This is a genomic window from Halolamina salina (assembly GCF_054653455.1).
The window spans coordinates 1,036,508-1,055,814 of the sequence record NZ_BAAIGE010000002.1 but is presented as its reverse complement, the minus strand read 5'-3'; the positions used below and the strand labels follow the sequence as shown (position 1 = coordinate 1,055,814).

Annotated in this window: 16 protein-coding genes and 1 pseudogene; 12 read left to right on the top strand and 5 right to left on the bottom strand. The window is 69.2% G+C overall.

The features are described 5' to 3' along the window. Nucleotides 1-56 precede the first annotated feature (56 nt). The 3 genes from ACYQZ5_RS05990 (at nucleotide 57) to ACYQZ5_RS05980 (ending at nucleotide 2,692) form a co-directional block, all read left to right on the top strand. The gene (locus ACYQZ5_RS05990; protein WP_379730692.1) at nucleotides 57-1,454 is read left to right on the top strand and encodes a DUF7289 family protein; all 1,398 of its coding nucleotides are present in this window, start codon (nucleotides 57-59) and stop codon (nucleotides 1,452-1,454) included. 113 nt (nucleotides 1,455-1,567) lie between these two features. Next, entirely contained in the window at nucleotides 1,568-2,104 is a 537-nt protein-coding gene (locus ACYQZ5_RS05985; RefSeq protein ID WP_379730693.1) for a helix-turn-helix domain-containing protein, read from the top strand. A 36-nt stretch (nucleotides 2,105-2,140) separates the two neighbouring features. Next, on the top strand, nucleotides 2,141-2,692 hold the full coding sequence (locus ACYQZ5_RS05980) for a phosphopantetheine adenylyltransferase (protein WP_379730694.1): 552 nt from the start codon (nucleotides 2,141-2,143) through the stop codon (nucleotides 2,690-2,692). Here the strand turns inward: ACYQZ5_RS05980 and ACYQZ5_RS05975 are convergent, their stop codons facing one another. From ACYQZ5_RS05975 to ACYQZ5_RS05965, 3 genes and pseudogenes are all read right to left on the bottom strand, one after another. Continuing rightward, nucleotides 2,693-3,001 (bottom strand): transcription initiation factor IIB family protein, encoded by a 309-nt coding sequence (locus ACYQZ5_RS05975; protein ID WP_379730695.1) that lies wholly within the window; start codon nucleotides 2,999-3,001, stop codon nucleotides 2,693-2,695. Nucleotides 3,002-3,038: 37 nt separating this feature from the next. Next, nucleotides 3,039-3,437, bottom strand: coding sequence for an acyl-CoA thioesterase (locus ACYQZ5_RS05970; RefSeq protein ID WP_379730696.1), 399 nt, complete (start codon nucleotides 3,435-3,437; stop codon nucleotides 3,039-3,041). Nucleotides 3,438-3,482: 45 nt separating this feature from the next. Next, nucleotides 3,483-3,674 (bottom strand): annotated as a pseudogene (locus tag ACYQZ5_RS05965) (HVO_2922 family protein); the annotation flags it as partial. 112 nt (nucleotides 3,675-3,786) lie between these two features. On the opposite strand from ACYQZ5_RS05965, the gene ACYQZ5_RS05960 reads away from it, so the two are divergent. Next, nucleotides 3,787-6,864, top strand: a complete 3,078-nt coding sequence (locus tag ACYQZ5_RS05960; protein ID WP_379730697.1) for an FAD-binding and (Fe-S)-binding domain-containing protein — start codon at nucleotides 3,787-3,789, stop codon at nucleotides 6,862-6,864. Nucleotides 6,865-6,994: 130 nt separating this feature from the next. Here ACYQZ5_RS05960 and ACYQZ5_RS05955 read toward each other — a convergent pair whose 3' ends face one another. Both ACYQZ5_RS05955 and ACYQZ5_RS05950 read right to left on the bottom strand, forming a co-directional pair. Next, entirely contained in the window at nucleotides 6,995-8,077 is a 1,083-nt protein-coding gene (locus ACYQZ5_RS05955; protein WP_459845492.1) for a pyridoxal phosphate-dependent aminotransferase, read from the bottom strand. Between the two features lie 55 nt (nucleotides 8,078-8,132). Beyond that, on the bottom strand, nucleotides 8,133-8,591 hold the full coding sequence (locus tag ACYQZ5_RS05950; protein ID WP_379730699.1) for a GIY-YIG nuclease family protein: 459 nt from the start codon (nucleotides 8,589-8,591) through the stop codon (nucleotides 8,133-8,135). A 24-nt stretch (nucleotides 8,592-8,615) separates the two neighbouring features. Between ACYQZ5_RS05950 and ACYQZ5_RS05945 the strand changes: the two genes are divergently transcribed. From ACYQZ5_RS05945 to ACYQZ5_RS05910, 8 genes are all read left to right on the top strand, one after another. Beyond that, nucleotides 8,616-10,955, top strand: a complete 2,340-nt coding sequence (locus ACYQZ5_RS05945) for a DEAD/DEAH box helicase (RefSeq protein ID WP_459845490.1) — start codon at nucleotides 8,616-8,618, stop codon at nucleotides 10,953-10,955. A gap of 70 nt (nucleotides 10,956-11,025) precedes the next feature. Next, the gene (locus ACYQZ5_RS05940; protein ID WP_379730713.1) at nucleotides 11,026-11,616 is read left to right on the top strand and encodes a nucleotide exchange factor GrpE; all 591 of its coding nucleotides are present in this window, start codon (nucleotides 11,026-11,028) and stop codon (nucleotides 11,614-11,616) included. A gap of 135 nt (nucleotides 11,617-11,751) precedes the next feature. Next, a complete protein-coding gene (gene dnaK, locus ACYQZ5_RS05935) occupies nucleotides 11,752-13,653 on the top strand; it encodes a molecular chaperone DnaK (protein ID WP_459845487.1) in 1,902 nt (633 codons plus the stop codon). Nucleotides 13,654-14,132: 479 nt separating this feature from the next. After that, nucleotides 14,133-15,425 carry an aminoacyl--tRNA ligase-related protein gene (locus ACYQZ5_RS05930; RefSeq protein ID WP_379732528.1) on the top strand — a complete coding sequence of 431 codons (1,293 nt, stop codon included), beginning with the start codon at nucleotides 14,133-14,135 and terminating at the stop codon, nucleotides 15,423-15,425. Nucleotides 15,426-15,506: 81 nt separating this feature from the next. Further along, nucleotides 15,507-16,670 (top strand): molecular chaperone DnaJ, encoded by a 1,164-nt coding sequence (gene dnaJ / locus ACYQZ5_RS05925; RefSeq protein WP_459845485.1) that lies wholly within the window; start codon nucleotides 15,507-15,509, stop codon nucleotides 16,668-16,670. A 43-nt stretch (nucleotides 16,671-16,713) separates the two neighbouring features. Beyond that, complete coding sequence (locus tag ACYQZ5_RS05920) at nucleotides 16,714-17,034, top strand: cupin domain-containing protein (RefSeq protein ID WP_379732777.1); 321 nt, start codon at nucleotides 16,714-16,716, stop codon at nucleotides 17,032-17,034. A gap of 92 nt (nucleotides 17,035-17,126) precedes the next feature. Then, the gene (locus tag ACYQZ5_RS05915) at nucleotides 17,127-17,861 is read left to right on the top strand and encodes a hypothetical protein (protein WP_459845483.1); all 735 of its coding nucleotides are present in this window, start codon (nucleotides 17,127-17,129) and stop codon (nucleotides 17,859-17,861) included. Between the two features lie 89 nt (nucleotides 17,862-17,950). Beyond that, entirely contained in the window at nucleotides 17,951-19,252 is a 1,302-nt protein-coding gene (locus tag ACYQZ5_RS05910; protein ID WP_379817982.1) for a dicarboxylate/amino acid:cation symporter, read from the top strand. The last annotated feature ends 55 nt before the right edge of the window (nucleotides 19,253-19,307 follow it).

The window sequence follows — 19,307 nt, the reverse complement described above, 5'->3', positions numbered from 1 at the left end:
AGCCACGTTTCCCGTGGGAGGAGGACATATCCCCGTGGAGGTTGTAGTCGACAGTGATGGTATCGGAGACCGACCGTGGGGTTTCGAGCGTCGTCGGGGTGGTGTTGCTGCTCGGTATCACCATCATCGGCACCGGCGCCGTCGTCGGCATCGGCTCGCAGGCGTTCGCCGACGCCGAGCGGACGGCGACGACCTCACAGGCCGGCCACGCGCTCACGCAGTTCGACTCCAAGGCCGCGATCGTCGCTCTCGGGGAGAGCAGCTCCCAGCGCGTCGATCTCGGCCCCTCCGGCGACGGCGAGTTCGTCGCCGAGAACGACTCGGGCTGGATCCGGGTCGTCCACCACAACGCCACCGGCTCCGGGAACGAGGAGCAGATCTACAACGCTTCGCTCGGCTCCGTGAGCTACCGGAACGGCGACACGGAGATCGCCTATCAGGGTGGCGGCGTCTGGGAGCGCCGCGGCAACGGCAGCGTGATGCGCTCCCCGCCGGAGTTCAACTACCGGCGCGCGACGCTCACGCTGCCCGCGATCAGGGTGACCACCGAGGGGCAGGCGTCGGGTCGGACGACCGGCGTCGTCACGCAGGCGAACGACTCCCGGCGGGTGTTCCCCAACAGCTCCGCGTCGTACCCCGACGGGACGGCGTACGACAACCCGATCACGGCCGGGAACGTCACCGTCACCGTCCAGAGCCGGTTCTACGAGGGCTGGGCCGAGTTCTTCCGGAGCCGGACCAGCGGCGAGGTGACCGTCGACCACGACAGCCAGCGCGCGACCGTCGAGCTGGTCACCCCCGACACGATCGGGAAGTTCGAGATGCTCGAAGTGCTCGGCGAGGACGGGGTCACCGCCCGCGGGAAAGCCCCGGGACACACGCTCTCGGACTTCAACGTGACGCTGGAGACGGAGGGGAACGGGAACTCGTTCAACAATCAGGAGGTCGATTTCACCGTCACGTCGGGCTCGAAGACGCTCACGTACAACATCGTGACCTCGAAAGGCTGCAAGCAGGGCGTCGGCCCGCTGTCGGTGACGGTCACCTACGCGAACAGCTCCGCGAGTCAGGAGTGGAAGAACTCGAGCGTCCCCGGATCGAGCGGGCCGATCCGGCTGGACTGTAACGGCGACGACGGGACGCTCGTGCTCGACTTCACCTCCAGCCAGAGTCTGGAGTACCAGGGGAGCCAGAACGTCACGTTCGGCCACGACGACGCCCCCAACGAGCCGCGAACGTTCGAGACCGGCGACTCGACCACGATCGACCAGCTCTCGAACCACTACGTCGCACTGATGGGCGACGATTTTACCCTCAGCGCCGACCTGAAGAGTTCGGGCTCACAGCTCGACAAGACGGCCTCCACGGGCGTCATCGACTACGACACGGACGGGCGGAAGTACATCGCCTACCTCCACGTGACCGAAAACGAGATCGAAGTCGAGTTGGAGTAATCCCCGTTCGCGGCATCTTTTCAACCCCGTCGGTCCCAGTCGACGCCGACCCGGTACCGCGTCCCGCAGCAAACGTTTTTGGGCGCAGAGTTCTGACCTTCGAGTGAACACACATGCCCCAGGACTCCGAAACCGACGACGGCGAGATCAGCTCGGCGCGGGAACGGATCGAGGAGGGCGCCGACAAGGCGATCGGCGAGTTCGATCAGGGCGTCGTCGATCTGCTGGCGTGGCTGCTCGACACCGAGACGCGAGCCCGGATCTACGTCTACCTGCGACAGCACCCCGGCAGCACCAGCGAGGAGGTCGCCGAGGGGACCGGACTCTATCCGAGTACCGTCCGCGAGGCGCTCGCCGAACTCCACGAGGAGGAGACGGTCTCCCGCGGGAAACGGGAGAGCGAGGGCGCCGGCAACAACCCCTACGAGTACGAGGCGATCTCGCCCAGCGAGCTCGTCTCCGGCGCGGTCGGGCAGGTCCAGAGCCAGCTCAACGCCGTGTTCAACCTCGACGAGCGGCTCGACCGCGGCGAGACTGGCGACGACGACGGCCCCGTGACGATCTCGGTCAGCGACGCCGACGACGGGACGACCGGCGGCGTCAGCGACGCGGACGCGAGCGACTCGGCCGACGCCGCCGAGAGCGAATGACCGCGCTTTAACCGTCGGCGGCCCGACCCCCGGGGTATGCAGGTCGCCATCGGGGGGACGTTCGACCCCGTTCACGACGGTCACCGGAAGCTGTTTCGCCGAGCGTTCGAACTCGGCGATCTGACCGTCGGCCTCACGTCGGACGCGCTCGCCCCGGAGACACGCCACGTCGATCGGTACGTCCGTCCCTGGTCGGAGCGGAAGGAAGACCTCGAGGAAGAGCTCGAGCCGCTGGCCGAGGAGTACGACCGCGAGTTCGAGATCCGGGAGTTAGAGGAGCCGACCGGCATCGCGACCGAACCGCAGTTCGACGTCCTGATCGTCTCGCCGGAGACCCGAGAGGGCGGCGAGCGGATCAACGAGATCCGCGGAGAGCGGGGTCACGAGCCGCTGGACATCGAGGTCGTCGACCACGTCACCGCGGAGGACGGCGATCGCATCTCCTCGACGCGGATCGTCAGCGGCGAGATCGACCGCCACGGCAACCTCACGCCCGAGCGCGAGGGCCGCGGGAAGTTCCCGCCCGAAGGCGTCGAGTCGGCTTCTACCTGCGACGCCGAGTCCGCCTCGACCGGCGACGCCGAGTAGCTACCACGTCGGCGGGCGGAAGCCCGCTTCCTCCAACAGCGGTTTCCAGCGCTGCTGGACCGAGAGCCGCGAGACGTCCATCGCGTCGGCGACCTCGGTCTGTGCTCGTTCCTCGCCGGACAGCAGCGCGGCCGCGTAGAGCGCGGCGGCCGCGACCGCGGGCTTGGAGCGCTCGCTCTCGGGGACGTTGCTCAGGAACAGGTCCTCGGCGGTCGACTTGGCGTCGGCGCCGAGTTCGAGGCTGTCGGCTGCGCGGTTCATCTCCGCGAGCCACTCCTCCTGTTCGACGCGGTCACGGGCGCTGTACACGGTCGTCAATCGGGGGCCGGCCCGATAAACCGTCGGCCTACAGGTCGTGGTAGGACTCGATCGCCTCGCGCCACGCCTCGGGGAGCGGGATCGACTCCTCGGCGTCGCGGTCGTACGCCACCTGCACGCTCTCGACGCTCGCCGCGAGGTTCCCGTCGGCGTCGCTGATCTCGTAGCTCATCGGGAGGCTGGACTCGCCGAGGCTGGGCACGTCGACCGCGACGGTGACGGGACCGTCGTCGAGTTCGATCGGGCGGTGGTAGTCGATCTCGATCCGGGCGAGCACCGAGGAGACCGCCGAGAGGTCGGTGTCGAGCACGTCCGCGAAGTAGTCGACCCGAGCCTGCTCGGCGTAGCTGGCGTACACCGCGTTGTTGACGTGGCCCATCGCGTCGATGTCACGGAAACGCACGCCGACGGTGGTCTCGTAGCTCATACGCCGACCTCGCGTGGCAGCGAAAAAAGGGGCACCGATCCGGACTCAGTCCTGGACCTCGATGTCGGCGTCGACCGCGTTGTCCTTCACGCTCTCGATCCCCTGTCGGGCCTTCTGCTTGCTCGCGTACCCCTCGCCGCTGTCGGCGACGATGTTGCCGTTGTCGTGGCGGAGCCGCCAGCGGTACTGCCCGGCGTCGTCCTCGTACAGTTCGAACGTGGCTTTTGACTCGGACATCGGTACGTGAATCACTCGCGTGCGTGAAACCTTTTCCGGCCCCCGTACCGCGTCACCCGCAACGTCCACCGGAGGAGGTGTACTTTTCCCGATACTCGCGTAACATCGTCCCATGGCAGCGGACCCGGATCCGGCGGCAGACGGCGACTTCGACTACCGCGGCGGCGAGGTGGCCCGGCCGGGGCTGGTCGACGATCTGGAGTCGCTCGTCGACGGCGACGTGCGCTTCGACAGCTACTCCCGACAGCTCTACGCGACCGACGCCTCGGCGTACGAGGTCACGCCGATCGGGGTCGTGTTTCCCGAGTCGACCGCGGACGTGGCCGCCGTCGTCGAGTACTGTAGCGAACGCGGGATCCCCGTCCTCCCTCGGGGCGGCGGCACCAGCCTCGCCGGGCAGACCGTCAACGAGGCGGTCGTGCTCGACTTCACCGCCGAGATGGACGCGATCAACGATATCGACCCCGAGGCGGCGACCGCGACCGCCGAATCCGGCGCGATCGTCGCCGAACTCAACGCCGCCTGCGAACCGCACGGGCTGAAGTTCGCGCCCGACCCCGCGTGGCGCGACAAGTCCGCCCTCGGCGGCGCGATCGGCAACAACTCCACCGGCTCCCACTCGCTGAAGTACGGCAAGACCGACGCGTACGTCGAGTCCTGCGAGGCCGTGCTCGCCGACGGCACCGTGACCGAACTCGGCGAGGAGCGCGTCGGCGACCTGCGGCAGCGAGCGGACCCCGACGGTGACGTCGAGGCCCGCATCGCGGCGGGCGTCGTCGACGTGCTCGACGACCACGCCGACGAGGTGCGCGAGCGCTACCCCGAACTCAAGCGGAACGTCTCGGGGTACAACCTCGACGTGCTGGTCGAGGAAGCGACGGTAGACGGCGAGGTCGACGAGGACGCGACGGTCAACCTCGCGCGCCTGCTCGCGGGCAGCGAGGGGACGCTCGCGATCGTCACGGAAGCGACCGTCTCGCTCGAACCGATCCCCGAGACGAAAGCCGTCGCGCTGCTGGCGTACGACGACCTGCTCTCGGCGATGGAAGACGTGAGCTCGGTGCTCGAACACGACCCCGCGGCCGTCGAGGTGATGGACGACACGCTGCTCGACCTCGCACGGGACACACAGGAGTTCGGCGACGTGGTGGGGATGCTGCCCGAGGGGACCGACTCGGCGCTGCTCGTGGAGTTCTACGCCGGGAGCGACGACGAGGGGCGGCGGAAGGTCGCCGACCTGCTCGCCGACCGCCGGCCAGGGACTGACACCGCGGCGGAGCCGAACGAGCAGCCGCTGAGCGCCGGCGACCCCGTCCGTGCTCACGCGGCGATGGAGGCCCACGACGAGGCCACCCGGGAGCGGTTCTGGAAGATGCGCAAGGCGGGGATGCCGATCCTGCTCTCCAGGACGACCGACGAGAAACACCTCTCGTTCATCGAGGACTGTGCGGTGCCGCCCGAGAAGCTCCCCGAGTACACCCGGCGGTTCCAGCAGGTGCTCGCGGACCACGACACGTTCGCCTCGTTCTACGCCCACGCCGGCCCGGGCGTGCTCCACGTCCGGCCGCTGATCGGCACCAAGACCGAGGCGGGCGTCGAGCGCTTCGAGTCCATCGCCGACGCGGTCAGCGACATCGTCGTCGATCTCGGCGGCAGCGTCTCCGGCGAACACGGCGACGGCCGCGCCAGAACGCAGTGGAACCGGAAGCTGTACGGGCAGGATCTCTGGGAGGCGTTCCGCGACCTCAAGGCGGCGTTCGATCCCGACTGGCTGCTGAACCCGGGACAGGTCTGTGGCTACGCGCCCGACGAGCAACGGCCCGGATCACTGCCCGAACGCGCCGACGCCGTCGAGATGACCGAAAATCTCCGGTTCGATCCCGAGTACGAGTTCGACGCCGGCTTCGACCCCGAACTCCGCTGGGAGAACGACAACGGGTTTCAGGGGATGGCGGAGCTCTGTCACGGCTGCGGCGGCTGTCGCGGCGGGCAGGAGACCACCGGCGGGGTGATGTGCCCGACCTACCGCGCGGCCGACGAGGAGATACAGGCCACCCGCGGCCGGGCGAACCTGCTCCGGCAGGCGATGAGCGGCGAGCTCCCCGAGGAGGAGATCTTCACCGAGGAGTTCGAGAACGAGGTGCTCGACCTCTGTATCGGCTGTAAGGGCTGTTCGAAGGACTGCCCGAGCGAGGTGGACATGGCGAAGATGAAGACCGAGATCGAGCACGCCCGGCACGAGCGCGAGGGCGCCGGCCTGCGTGAGAAGCTGTTCGCCAACGTCGACGCCCTCTCGCGGATCGGCAGCCGGCTCGCGCCGCTGTCGAACGTCGCCACGAAACTCCCGGGCGCCCGCTGGGCGCTGGAGAAGACCGTCGGTATCGCGGCCGAGCGGAGCCTGCCGACGTTCCACCGCGAGAGCTTCGCGGACTGGATGGCCGACCGAGAGCCAACGGTCCCCGAAAGCGAGGCCGAACACCGGGCGCTGATTCTTCCGGACACGCACACGAACTACAACGCTCCCGAACAGGGGAAGGCGGCGGTTCGAGTGCTCGAAGCGGCCGGCGTCCACGTCGAACTGGCCGAGGAGGCGGGCGCCAGCGGTCGGCCGCCGCTCTCGAAGGGGTTCGTCGACGAGGCCCGGGAGCGCGCCCGCGAGAACGTCGACGCGCTCGCCCCGAGAGTCGCCGACGGCTGGGACGTGGTCGTGGTCGAGCCCTCCGACGCGGTGATGCTCCAGTCGGACTACCACGATCTGTTGGCCGGGGACGACGTGGCGACCGTCTCGAACGCCACCTACGGCGTCTTCGAGTATCTCGACGCGTTCCGGCTCGACGACGGCCTCGACGCGGCTGGCGGGGGATCGCTCGTCTACCACGGCCACTGCCACCAGAAAGCGAGCAAGAAGGATCACCACGCGGTTGGCGTGCTCCGACGTGCCGGCTTCGAGGTCGACCCGCTGGACTCCACCTGCTGTGGGATGGCCGGCAGCTTCGGCTACGAGGCCGAACACTTCTCGATGAGCAAAGCGATCGGCCGGATTCTGTTCGACCAGATCGACGCCGCCGACGGCGACGAAGTCGTCGCGCCGGGGGCGTCCTGTCGAACCCAGCTCGAGGATCGACCGGGCGCCGATTCGGAGCCGCCCCACCCGATCGAGACGCTCGCGGCGGCTGTCGACGCCGACTGACCCCGACGTTCAAGTACGAGAACGGGACCACGCTCCCCGTGACCTGACCACCGCGGCGGGGCAGCAGCGGGAGCGTGGCACCTGCCTCGCCGACGAACTGCCACCTGTTCGCCAGCGTCGGCGAGATCCCTCAGAGCTCGTCGAGCACCTCGCCGAGCGTGTCCAGCCCCGCTTCGATCGCCTCGGGACTCCGACCGGCCGAGATCCGGACCCCCGACGGCGCGTCGAAGAACCGCCCCGGCACGACCAGTACCCCGGCGTCCCACGCCGCCTCGGCGAGCTCGTCGCCGTCGGCGCGCTCGTGTTTGACGAAGCCGTACGTGCAGCCGGCGGCGATCTCGCCGTCGAGATCCGACCGATCCTCGATGAACGACGAGAGTAGCTCGTGATTCCGGCGGAGATGTTCGCGGGACTCCGCGACCAGCTCGTCCCGGTGGGCGAAGAAGCGACGAGCGAGCGCGCGGCTCGGTTCCGCGACCGAAGGGACGTGCATGAACACCTCCCGGGCGCGCTCGACGAACGACTCGTCGGCGATCAGCCAGCCGACTTGGAGCCCGCCGAGCCCGTGGAACTTCGTGAACGAGCCTGTCACGATCGTGTTGGGAAGCCCCGCCGCCGTGACGCCGCCGAACGCTCCTTCGGCGTCGTTCTCGGCAGTGTACGGGCCGTAGACCTCGTCGACGAGCAGCCGGCTGTTCGCGTCGGTGACGGCCGCCGCGACCGACGCCAGTTCCTCCCGCGGAGTGAGCCGACCCGTGGGGTTGTGGCGGTTCGTGACGGTGACCAACGCCGTCTGCCCGGAGACGGCCGACGCGATCTCGCTCGGGAGCAGCGGGTAGCCCGATCGGGCGGGTCGCTCGAAGCGTTCAACCGTCCCGCCGATGCCGGCCGGCGTGTGGACGAGCGGGTCGTAGCCGGGATCCTCGACGACGATCCGGTCGCCCTCGGCCAGCGACAGCGCCGAGGCGGCGGCGAGGAAGTTGGCGTGGGTCGCGCCTGCGGTCACGAGCACCGACGATTCGTCGACGCCGTACTCCGCGGCGATCGAGGCCGACAGCGGCGGCGGATCCTCCGGATCCGGAAGCCCCGCGAGCGGCGCCGGGGTCACCGATCCGTCGGACCGGTACGTCCGGAGGTCGCTCGATCCGAGATCGTGGTCGGCCGCCTCCGGCCGGCCCGCGATCCACTCCAGGTAGGGCATCGGTTCGAACATGCTCAGCCAGTGGTGCCGTGGGGGATTAAGCGTCACCACCTCTCGTCGTCGCGGGTCAGTCGCGATCGTGGACGGCCTCGGCCCGATTGACCGCGGTCTTGGGACTCTCGAACCGCGCAAGATGTGTCTCACAGTCGCAGTCGGAGGCACCGAAGCCGGGAACAGGCCCGTTCCCGAGCGTTCGCGCGACCGCACATTCGCAGTCCCGCCCGCGCGTACGCTCGACGGCGACCAGTTCCGTCTCCGGGTGGCCGCCGAAGTAGTCGACGTGCCAGTGGTGCACGTCGTGCTCGCCGGCGGCGACGCGACGGTGGCGGTCGATCCGGGAGAAGCCGCCGCTTCCCAGCGCGCTCCCGGTGTAGCAGTAGCCGCCCGCCGGGAAGCGGTGTTCGCCGAGCGCGCCGACCTCGATATCGGCGGCGCTCGGCAGCGAGAAGACGAGCGTGTACGTGCCGCCGTCCATACACCCACATCGGCGCCGGCGGTCAAAAGCGACCGGGACCAGAACCGTCATGGCTCGCGGGCGCCGAGCGGGCGCGTGCACGACCCGCTCGACTGGCTCCGGGAGCGCCCGTACTACGCCGAGCAGGTGGCCGCCCATCGGCGGGTGTCGGCCCGGGAGCCCACGTTCGCGGATCTCGACCTCGAACCGCGCCTCGAGAGCGCGCTCGCCGACCGGGGGATCGAGCGACCGTTCCGGCACCAGCGCGACGCGATCGAGGCGGTCAGGAACGGCAACGACGCCGCGATCGCGACCGAGACCGCCAGCGGGAAGAGCCTCGCGTACACCGTCCCCGCGTTCGAGCGCGCGATGGACCACGGCGGCCGAACGCTCTACCTCGGCCCGCAGAACGCGCTCGTGTCGGACCAGCTGGAGACGCTCTCGGAGCTGGCCCGCGATCTCGGCTTCGGTTCCCGTGTCTCCGTCGATCAGTACACCGGCCGGCTCTCGAAGTCCGAGAAGCGCGACGTCCGGGACCGGCGGCCCACAGTGCTGCTCTCGAACCCCGACATGGTCCACTACGCGCTGCTCCCCCACGCCCACCGGCTCTGGGAGTGGTTCTTCTCCTCGCTCGAGTTGGTCGTGATCGACGAGGTCCACAGCTACCGCGGCGTGTTCGGCTCGCAGGTCGCGCTGCTGCTCCGACGGCTGAACCGGATCTGTGAACGGTACGACGCCGACCCCACCTACGTCTGCTGTTCGGCGACGATCGGTAACCCCGTCGAACACGCGGCGACGGTCACCGGGCGCGATCCCTCGGGGTTCACGCTCGTCGACGACGACGCCTCGGCGACGGGGCCGCGGGACTGGGTGCTCTGGAACCCCCCCGAGTACGAACAGGACCGCGACACCGGGCGGCGGCGCTCCAGCCACGTCGAATCAATGCGACTGTTCACCGACCTCGTGGAGGCGGGCCAGCAGACGCTCGTGTTCACGCGGAGCCGCCAGACCGCCGAGCGCTACGCAGCGGAGTCCGCGAAGGAACTCCGGAGCCGCGGGTCGACAGAGCTCGCCGGGAAGGTACAGGCGTACCAGGGGTCGCTGACCGACGACCGCCGGCGGGAGTTGGAGAACCGACTCCATAGCGGCGACCTCCGCGGGGTGTGGAGCACGAACGCGCTCGAACTCGGCGTCGACGTGGGCGGGCTGGACGCGGTGATAATCGACGGCTACCCGGGCACCCGGATGGCGGCGTTCCAGCAGGCCGGGCGGGCGGGCCGGGGTGACGACCCCGCGCTCGTGGTGATGGTCGCCGGCGAGGACCAGTTGGACCAGTACCTGATGGGCAACCCCGAGACGTTCTTCGAGGGCGAGCCGGAGGACGCCATCAGCGACCCCGAGAACGAGGCGATCATGCCCGACCACGTCGCCTCGGCGGCCGCCGAGAACTGGCTCTCCCGGGACGACCGGCGACACTTCGGCGAGCCATTCCCCGACGTGGTCGGCGACCTGGAGGAGGCCGGCGTGTTAGAGCGCCGCGAGACGGGGAACGGGCTCCGCTGGACTCACGACGGCGACGAGAGCCCCCAGCACAGCATGAACCTCCGGACGATCGACGACCGCGAGGTCGACCTCCGGGACTCCCGCTCGGGCGACGTGATCGCCTCCCTGTCGTTCTCGGACGCGCTCCGGGACGCACACCCGGGGGCGATCTACCACCACCAGGGTCAGCGCTACGAGGTCACGGAGTTGGATCTCGACCGTGACACCGCCCGCCTCCAGCCGACGTGGGCGGACTACCACACGCAGGTCCTGACCGAGAAGGACGTGACCGTCCACGAGGACCTGCGGGAGAAGTCGCTGTCGGCCCGGCCCGACACGGCGGTCCGGTTCGCGGACGTCTCCGTCACCGAGCGGATCACCGGCTTCGAGCGTCGGGACGCCGCATCCGGCGAAACGATGGGTCGGGAGTCGCTCGACCTCCCGGAGACGACGCTCCGGACGAAAGCGCTCTACTGGACGGTTCCGGAGGACGTGGAGGTCGAGATGCGCGCGATGGCCGCCGAGGACGGCGATCCCGAGTACGGCTTCAACGGCGGCATCCACGCCGCCGAACACGGCGTCATCTCGCTGTTCCCGCTGTACCTGCTCTGTGACCGGGCAGACATCGGCGGGCTGTCGACGCCGTACCACGGCCACACTGATCAGCCGACGATCTTCGTCTACGACGGCCACCCGGGCGGCGTCGGCCTGACCCGTCGGGGCTACGACCGGATCGAGGAACTGATGGCCCGGACCGCCCGTCTGATCGACGACTGCGACTGCGCCGACGGCTGCCCGTCCTGCGTGCAGTCGCCCCACTGTGGCAACGCGAACGACCCGCTCTCGAAGCCCGAGGCGGTGTTCATGCTCGACGAACTCACCGGCGGCGACTGATCGGGGGAGCGACACGGGATCGCGGGGCGCTTTTGCAACGCTTAAACCCACGGCGGCGCTTCCTCCGGGTATGACCGACGAGGCCGACGCGGCAGCCGAGGAGCCGACCGACGCCGACGGAGAGAGCGAGGCTGACGCGCCGGAGGAGACCGGCGAGGAGCTCGACCGGTCGCTGATCGAGCGCGTCGCCGAGTACGACGAGGAACTGGCCGAGGAACTCCGGGAGGACCGCGCCGACTACGAGGAGCGCATCGACGACTTGGAGGGGAAGCTGACCCGGAAGCAGGCCGACTTCCAGAACTTCAAAAAGCGCCAGCAGAAGAAGCTCGAACAGCAGCAGGCCCGCGCGACCGAGAGCCTGGTCGAGGACCTGCTCCCGGTCCGGGACAACCTCGCTCGCGCGCTGGAGCAGGACGAGGACACGGGCATCCGCGAGGGCGTCGAGGGGACGCTCCGCGAACTGGACAGCGTGCTCGCGGACGAGGGCGTCGAGCGGATCGAGCCCGAACCCGGCGAGGAGCCAGACCCCGAGCGCCACGAGGTGCTGATGCGCGTCGAGAGCGACCGCCCCGCCGGCACAATCGAGGAACTCTACCGCCCCGGCTACGAGATGGGCGAGAAGGTAATCCGGACCGCACAGGTCACGGTCAGCGAGGAGTAGCGGTCGGACGACGCTTCGGGATAAATCCTTCTTCACACCCCGACAGCGGCTTAGAGAACCGCAGGCAAGCGTAGGGGTACTCTGCGGTCGTGAAAGCAACCTTTAACCGATTCAGCCCGGAATACACGAGTAAGAATGGCGAGCAACAAGATCCTCGGAATCGACCTCGGTACCACCAACTCCGCCATGGCCGTCATGGAGGGTGGTGACCCCGAGATCATCGTCAACAGCGAGGGTGACCGGACCACGCCGTCGGTCGTCGCGTTCTCCGACGACGGCGAGCGCCTGGTCGGCAAGCCCGCCAAGAACCAGGCGATCCAGAACCCCGACGACACGATCGCCTCCATCAAGCGCCACATGGGCGAGGAGGAGTACACCGTCGAGGCCGACGGCGAGGAGTACACGCCCGAGCAGATCTCGGCGATGATCCTCCAGAAGCTCAAGCGCGACGCCGAGGAGTACCTCGGCGACGAAGTCGAGAAGGCGGTCATCACGGTCCCCGCGTACTTCAACGACAAGCAGCGACAGGCGACCAAGGACGCCGGCGAGATCGCCGGCTTCGAGGTCGAACGAATCGTCAACGAGCCGACGGCGGCGTCGATGGCGTACGGGCTCGACGACGACTCCGACCAGACGGTGCTCGTCTACGACCTCGGCGGCGGGACGTTCGACGTGTCGATCCTCGACCTCGGCGGCGGCGTCTACGAGGTCGTCGCGACCAACGGGGACAACGACCTCGGCGGCGACGACTGGGACGAGGCGCTGATGGACCACCTCGCCGACGAGTTCGAGAACGAGCACGGGATCGACCTCCGCGAGGACCGGCAGGCGCTCCAGCGGCTCAAGGACGCCGCCGAGGAGGCCAAGATCGAGCTCTCGAACAAGAAGGAGACCACGGTCAACCTCCCGTTCATCACCGCGACCGACTCCGGCCCCGTCCACCTCGAACAGTCGATCACGCGCGCGACGTTCGAGTCGCTGACCAACGACCTGATCGAGCGGACCACCGAGCCGACCGAGCAGGCGCTCGAAGACGCCGGCTACACCAAGAACGACATCGACGAGGTCATCCTCGTCGGCGGGTCGACCCGGATGCCGCAGGTCCACGAGCAGGTCGAGGAGCTCGTCGGGCAGGAGCCCAAAAAGAACGTCAACCCCGACGAGGCGGTCGCGCTGGGCGCGGCGATCCAGGGCGGCGTGCTCTCCGGCGACGTCGACGACCTCGTACTGCTCGACGTGACCCCGCTCTCGCTGGGGATCGAGGTCAAGGGCGGCCTGTTCGAGCGCCTGATCGAGAAGAACACCACGATCCCGACCGAGGAGTCGAAGGTGTTCACCACCGCCGCTGACAACCAGACCTCCGTGCAGGTCCGGGTGTTCCAGGGCGAGCGCGAGATCGCCGAGGAGAACGAGCTACTCGGCGAGTTCCAGCTGACCGGCATCCCGCCGGCGCCGGCCGGAACGCCCCAGATCGAGGTGACGTTCAACATCGACGAGAACGGGATCGTCAACGTCGAGGCCGAGGATCAGGGCTCGGGCAACGCCGAGTCGATCACCATCGAGGGCGGCGCCGGCCTCTCCGACGAGGAGATCGAGCAGATGCAGCAGGAGGCCGAGCAGCACGCCGAGGAGGACCAGCAGCGCCGCGAGCGCATCGAGGCCCGCAACGAGGCCGAGGGCGCGATCCAGCGCGCCGAGACGCTGATCGACGAGAACGAGGAGAACGTCGACGACGCGACGATCGAGGAGATCGAGGCCGCGATCGACGACGTGCAGGACGTCCTCGACGACGAGGACGCCACCGCCGACGAGCTGAACGAGGCGGCCGAGGAGCTCAGCGAGGAGCTGCAGGAGATCGGCAAGCAGATGTACCAGGAGCAGGCCCAGGCGGGCGCCGGCGGCGCCGGTGCGGGTGCCGCGGGCGGTCCGGGCGGCATGGGCGGCGCCGGCCCCGGCGGCATGGGCGGCGAGCCCGGCGGTGACGACGAGTACGTCGACGCCGACTTCGAGGACGTCGACGACGAAGACGAGGACTGAAAGGACGAGTCTGAGTCGTCGATTCGAGGGACGAGCGGAGCGAAGTCCCTCGTAATTTCAGAAAGCGACCGACGGGAGCTTTCTGAACCAAACCGACCGACCTTTTTCGACGATCTAGACTATCCACTCACCGACGCTCCAGCGGCACGGTCATGCAGTTGATCCCGCACGTTCGAGCGCGTCGGTTATGCGCTCGTGCGGCCTGTACGGGGGGACGGGGGCATCGAAGAGATTCGACTCCGGATCGAGCGCGCCGGACCAGAGTTCGAGGCCCGGTCGGGGGGCGATCAATCCATCGCTGCGCGGAGGGTGTCACCGAATCGCACGAGGGAAGTAGATTTTTCACACGGCCGCCACACGGATCAGTCGATGTCTTCGACACGCGAGTTCCGCGGGTTCAGCACGGCCCGTGGACGCGTTCCGCGACGGCGGTAACGAACAGCGATTTCTCCAGCAGTCCGTAGCGAGCGAGGTGGCCCATGCGTCGCAGTGACCTCTTTCTCCCCGCGAGCCGCGATCGCCGCGGCGAGGGGACGGAGGCGACCGAACTCCTCGTGCGTGCGGGGCTGATCCGGGAGTTCGGTAGCGGCCGCTGGGCGCTCACGCCCGCCGGACAGCGCATCCGGGAGAAAGTCGTCGACCGAATCCGGGCGGGGATGCGTACCGTCGGCGGGCAGGAGGTCGCCCTCCCCGGCCTGCAGGGCCGAGAGCGCTGGGCACAGAGCGGCCGCTGGGGCGCCTTCGAGGGCGAGATGTTTACTCTCGAGGACCGCGACGGCCGGGAGCTGTGTCTCGCACCCAGCCACGAGGAGGGGATGGTCCACCTGCTCGACGGCGTGGTGCGCTCCTACGACGAACTCCCCCTGACGCTGTACCAAGTCGGCGCGAAGTTCCGGGACGACCACGCCCGGGCGGGCCTGCTGCGCTGCAAGGAGTTCACGATGAAGGACGCCTACTCGTTCCACGCCGACGAGGCGTCGCTGCGCGAGGGGTACCGCGAGATCCGGGCGGCGTACGAGCGCATCCTCGCCGACCTCGGCCTCGAGTTCGTCGTCGCCGACGCCGCGAACAGCGTGATGGGCGGCGAGCGCTCGGAGGAGTTCCTCGCGCCCGTCCGGGACGGGACCTGCGACCTGCTGGCCTGTACCGCCGAGGACTGCCGGTTCGGCCTGAGCGACGAGTCGCCCCGATACGGCGAGTTCGCTGCCGGCGACGACTGCCCCGACTGCGGCGGCCGACTCCGCGCCAGCGGCGGCGTCGAAGTCGGACACGTGTTCGAACTCGGGACGCGCTACTCCGACTCCATGGGATTCACCGTCGACGACGCCGACGGCCGGCTCCAACAGGTGTGGATGGGGAGCTACGGGCTCGGCGTCGGCCGGATCGTCCAGACGCTGGTGATGGAGGGCGGCGCCGACGGCGGCGTCGACGCCGACTCGGAGGAATCGGCCTGTCGCTGGCCCGTCACCGAGTGGGGGTCGGTCGCGCCCTACCGAGCGGCAGTTATCCCCATCGGCGACGGGGAGGTCGAGGAGGTTGCCGCCGAGATCCACGACGCGATCGGTGAGGACTGCCTCCTGTTCGACGGCAAGCAGTCGGTCGGCGAGCGGTTCGCCGAGAGCGGCCTGCTGGGCATCCCCGCGAAGGTCGTCGTCGGCAACACGTACCGCGAAACGGGAACGGTGGATATCGAGCGACTGAACGGCGAGAACCTCGCCGTTGCTCCCGAATCGGTCCCCGCCGCAGTCGAGCAGTTCGGCGCTGGTGGGTAACCGGGGACGCCCGCTCGCGCTCGGCCGTGACCCGCGAGCCACGCGATTCAAATAGGCCGAGCCAGTTATCCCCGATAACGAATGAGCGAGGACTTCTACGAGGTGCTGGGAGTCTCCCGGGACGCCGACGAGGACGAGATCCAGCAGGCGTTCCGCAAGAAGGCTTCCCAGTACCACCCGGACGTAAGCGACGACCCCGACGCCGAGGAGAAGTTCCGCAAGGCGAAGAAGGCCAAGGAGGTGCTCACCGACGAGGAGAAGCGCCAGGCGTACGACCGGATGGGCCACGAGCGCTTCGAGCAGGCCGAGAAGCGCGGCGGCTTCGATCAGGGTGCCGGCGGCGCTGGCGGCATGGGCGGCGGCCCGTTCGGCGGCGCCGGCGGCGGTGGCGGCTTCGAGGACATCTTCGAGCAGTTCTTCGGCGGCGGCCGCGGGGGCGGCCGTGGCGGCGGCGGCAACCGCCCGCAGGCCGGGCGGGACATCCGCACCGGCATGTCGATCACGCTCGAAGAGGCCTACGAGGGCGTCAGCAAGGAGTTCACCATCGAGCGCCCCGAGGAGTGCCCCGACTGCGACGGCGCCGGCCACCCCGCCGACGCCGACGTGGAGACCTGCCCGGAGTGTAACGGTCAGGGGCAGGTCACGCAGGTCCAGCAGACCCCGCTCGGGCGCGTCCAGCAGACCCAGACCTGCCGGCGCTGTGGCGGCGAGGGCGAACTGTACTCCGAGGACTGCGCGACCTGTTCGGGCGACGGCGTCGTCCGGCAGGAGGCCACCCTGCAGGTCGACGTGCCCGCCGGCATCCAGAGCGGGCAGAGCCTCCGGATGAACCGCGAGGGCGCGCCCGGCGAGAACGGCGGCCCCAAGGGCGACCTGCTGATCGAGGTCGAGGTCGAGGACCATCCCGAGTTCGAGCGCGACGGCGCCGATCTGGAGCACCGACACGCCATCTCGTTCCCGCAGGCCACCTTCGGTGCGACCGTCGAGGTGCCCACGCTCGACGGTCCCGTCGAACTCGATATCCCCGCCGGCACGCAGTCCGGCGAGCGGTTCCGCCTCCGGGGCAAGGGGATGCCTCGCCTGCGCGGGCGCGGGCAGGGCGACCTCTACGTCGACGTACAGATCGTCACGCCCGAGGAACTCAACGAGGAGCAGCGCGAAGCGCTCGAACAGTTCGCCGAGGCCGGCGGCGAGGAGGTCGACGTGGACCGCGGCTTCTTCGAGAAGCTCCGGAGCTCGCTCTGAGCGCCGCGCGATTTTTCACGGCAGCGGCCGACGATCCACCCGCATGAGCCACGACACCGTCAGCTACGACGACGTCGAACCGAAAGCGCCCGGGATGTACTTCCTCCGGGACGCGCTCAACTGCGAGAACCTCGGCGTCACCGTCGTCGAGGCCGACGCCGGCTGGGAGGGGATGGAGCACGCCCACGAGAGCGACGGGCAGGAGGAGGTGTACGTCCTGCTCGCGGGGTCGGCGAAGCTCACCGTCGAGGACGACACCGTCGACATGGAACCCGGCGACGCCGTCCGCGTCGACGCCGATGACTCCCGGATGCTCCTGTTCGAGGAAGACGACTCCCGGATGGTGATCGCCGGCGCGCCGTAGCGCCGCCGACTCGCCCCGTCGCGACGGGGACGCTGCCCGTCCCGAGCCGTCGACCGCCGGAGCCTTGTCACTCCGGGCCGCTTCCCCCCACCATGGACGTAGTCGGCGACCTGCTCGGCCGCGACCGCCGGAGCGACCGACCGGCGCTCGTCGTCGACGGGCGCGAGCGGAGCTATCACGAGCTGATTACGAACGCGTACAAGGCGGGCAACGTCCTGCGCTACCACGGCGTCGGCGAGGGGCGAACGGTCGCCGTCGCCCCCGTTCCCGACCTGCCGCCGCTTCTCGCCTTCCTCGGCGCCGCACAGCTCGGCGCCGCGACGCGGTTCGACCCCGCCGCCGGCAGCGACGCCGGCGACCGACTGCTGCTCGTCCCCGCCGCCGAGGAGGCCGCCTACGACCCGGGACCGGGCACCAAGCTCGCCGTGTTCGGCGGCGAGGCGGCCGACGCCGAAACGATCGACTGGGAGGAGTCCGTCTGGAGCGAGAACCCCGCATTCCCCCCGACCGAGATCGATCCCGGGACGCCGCTGCTCGTCGACGGTGACCGGACGGTGAGCCACGGCGACGCGCTCGCGGCCGCCGCGGAGGTGGCCGACCTCCGCGGCCTCGACGCCGACAGTCGCGTGGTGCTCCGGGCGTCGCTCGCCGACCCGGCCGCCGTCGTCGCCGGCGTGCTCGCGCCGCTGCTGGTCGGCGGCTGTGTCGTGCTCGCCGAGCCGGGGAGGACGGCAACAGAGCCAGCCGGCGATCTCGCGGTCGCAGCGGGCAACGCCCCAGAGTCGGCGACCGTCGAACCGAGCGAGATCGTGCTTTCCCGGGACTGACCGGCGGCGGATCGACCCGACGGAGCTAGCGGCCGTGGTCGCCACCGGGCGATGGTTTAAGTCCGGGTGCCCGGAAGAAGCGGCGGAACATGAGTACAGTTGGCAGATACTGGTCCCGGTATCGGTCGGTACCGATCGTGTATCGCATCGGGGCGGCGTTCCTCCTCGGCTCGATCGTCGGGCTCGCGGTCGGACAGCCCGCGACACGGCTCCAGCCGCTGGGGGACCTGTTCGTCCAGATGCTGAGCATGCTGATCGTCCCCATCATCGTGTTCACGCTGCTGATGGGGGCGAGACGGCTGACACCGAGCAAGCTCGGTCGGATCGGTGGGCAGGTCGTGGGACTGTACGCCGTCACGTCCGGGCTCGCCGTCGCCTTCGGGCTGCTGGTGGCGAACCTCATCAACCCCGGCGAGAACCTCGAACTGACCGGCGGCGAGGCGATGGAGGCCGAGGCGCCCGACATCGTCGAAGTGATCCTGGGGATCGTCCCCTCGAACCCGATCGGCGCGATGGCCGAGGGCGACATCCTCCCGGTCATCTTCTTCGTCATCGTGTTCGGCTACGCGCTGGCGGTCGTCGAGGAGTCCGAGGGCGTCTCCGAGCAGGTCAGCGAGGGGATCGAGAGCTTCTACAACCTCGCGGAGGCCGGCGCCGAAGCGATGTTCAAGGTCGTCTGGGGTGTGATGGAGTACGGCGTGCTCGGCGTGTTCGCGCTGATGGCGTCCGTGTTCGGGCAGGCGGGCGTCGACGCGATCGTCCCGTTCGCGCTGCTGATCCTGACGCTGCTGCTCGCCGTGAGCCTGCACATCGCCGTCGTCCACCTGGCCGGGCTGGTGATGCTGCTCTCCGGTCAGTCGCCGATCAAGTTCCTGCGCGGCGGCCGCGAGGCGCTGATCACCGCGCTGTCGATCCGCTCCTCGTCGGGGACGCTGCCGGTGACGATGAACGACGCCGACGAGAACCTCAAGATCGACGAGAGCGTCTACAGCTTCTCGCTCCCGCTGGGCGCGACGATCAACATGGACGGCACCGCGCTGTACCAAGGAGTTGCGGCAATCTTCGCCGCGAACTTGGTCGGCGTCTCGCTGACGCTGCCCGAACAGTTCACGGTCGTCGTCGTCGCAGTGCTCGCAAGCATCGGCGCCGCGGGCGTCCCGGGGACGGGGCTGATCATGCTGACGCTGGTGCTGACCCAGTTGGGGCTGCCGCTGGAAGTGGTCGGGTTCGTCGCCGGCGTCGACCCGATCCTCGATCGACTGCGCACGATGACCAACATCTCCGGCGACCTCGCGGTGACCACGGTCGTCGCCAAGTGGAACGGGGCGGTCGACTTCGCGAGCGGCGTCTGGGGCGGTGAGGGGGCGAGTGCCTCACCCGCCGACGACTGACGGTGTCGCCGTGACGAGCAGTCGGCGACGACTGACGGTGTCGCCGTGACGAGCA

Excerpts from the sequence above, each read along its gene's own strand:
- ACYQZ5_RS05990 (WP_379730692.1), top strand. The coding sequence starts at position 57 with ATGGTATCGGAGACCGACCGTGGGGTTTCGAGCGTCGTCGGGGTGGTG.
- ACYQZ5_RS05985 (WP_379730693.1), top strand. The coding sequence starts at position 1,568 with ATGCCCCAGGACTCCGAAACCGACGACGGCGAGATCAGCTCGGCGCGG.
- ACYQZ5_RS05980 (WP_379730694.1), top strand. The coding sequence starts at position 2,141 with ATGCAGGTCGCCATCGGGGGGACGTTCGACCCCGTTCACGACGGTCAC.
- ACYQZ5_RS05970 (WP_379730696.1), bottom strand. The coding sequence starts at position 3,437 with ATGAGCTACGAGACCACCGTCGGCGTGCGTTTCCGTGACATCGACGCG.
- ACYQZ5_RS05960 (WP_379730697.1), top strand. The coding sequence starts at position 3,787 with ATGGCAGCGGACCCGGATCCGGCGGCAGACGGCGACTTCGACTACCGC.
- ACYQZ5_RS05955 (WP_459845492.1), bottom strand. The coding sequence starts at position 8,077 with ATGTTCGAACCGATGCCCTACCTGGAGTGGATCGCGGGCCGGCCGGAG.
- ACYQZ5_RS05950 (WP_379730699.1), bottom strand. The coding sequence starts at position 8,591 with ATGACGGTTCTGGTCCCGGTCGCTTTTGACCGCCGGCGCCGATGTGGG.
- ACYQZ5_RS05940 (WP_379730713.1), top strand. The coding sequence starts at position 11,026 with ATGACCGACGAGGCCGACGCGGCAGCCGAGGAGCCGACCGACGCCGAC.
- dnaK (WP_459845487.1), top strand. The coding sequence starts at position 11,752 with ATGGCGAGCAACAAGATCCTCGGAATCGACCTCGGTACCACCAACTCC.
- ACYQZ5_RS05930 (WP_379732528.1), top strand. The coding sequence starts at position 14,133 with ATGCGTCGCAGTGACCTCTTTCTCCCCGCGAGCCGCGATCGCCGCGGC.
- dnaJ (WP_459845485.1), top strand. The coding sequence starts at position 15,507 with ATGAGCGAGGACTTCTACGAGGTGCTGGGAGTCTCCCGGGACGCCGAC.
- ACYQZ5_RS05920 (WP_379732777.1), top strand. The coding sequence starts at position 16,714 with ATGAGCCACGACACCGTCAGCTACGACGACGTCGAACCGAAAGCGCCC.
- ACYQZ5_RS05915 (WP_459845483.1), top strand. The coding sequence starts at position 17,127 with ATGGACGTAGTCGGCGACCTGCTCGGCCGCGACCGCCGGAGCGACCGA.
- ACYQZ5_RS05910 (WP_379817982.1), top strand. The coding sequence starts at position 17,951 with ATGAGTACAGTTGGCAGATACTGGTCCCGGTATCGGTCGGTACCGATC.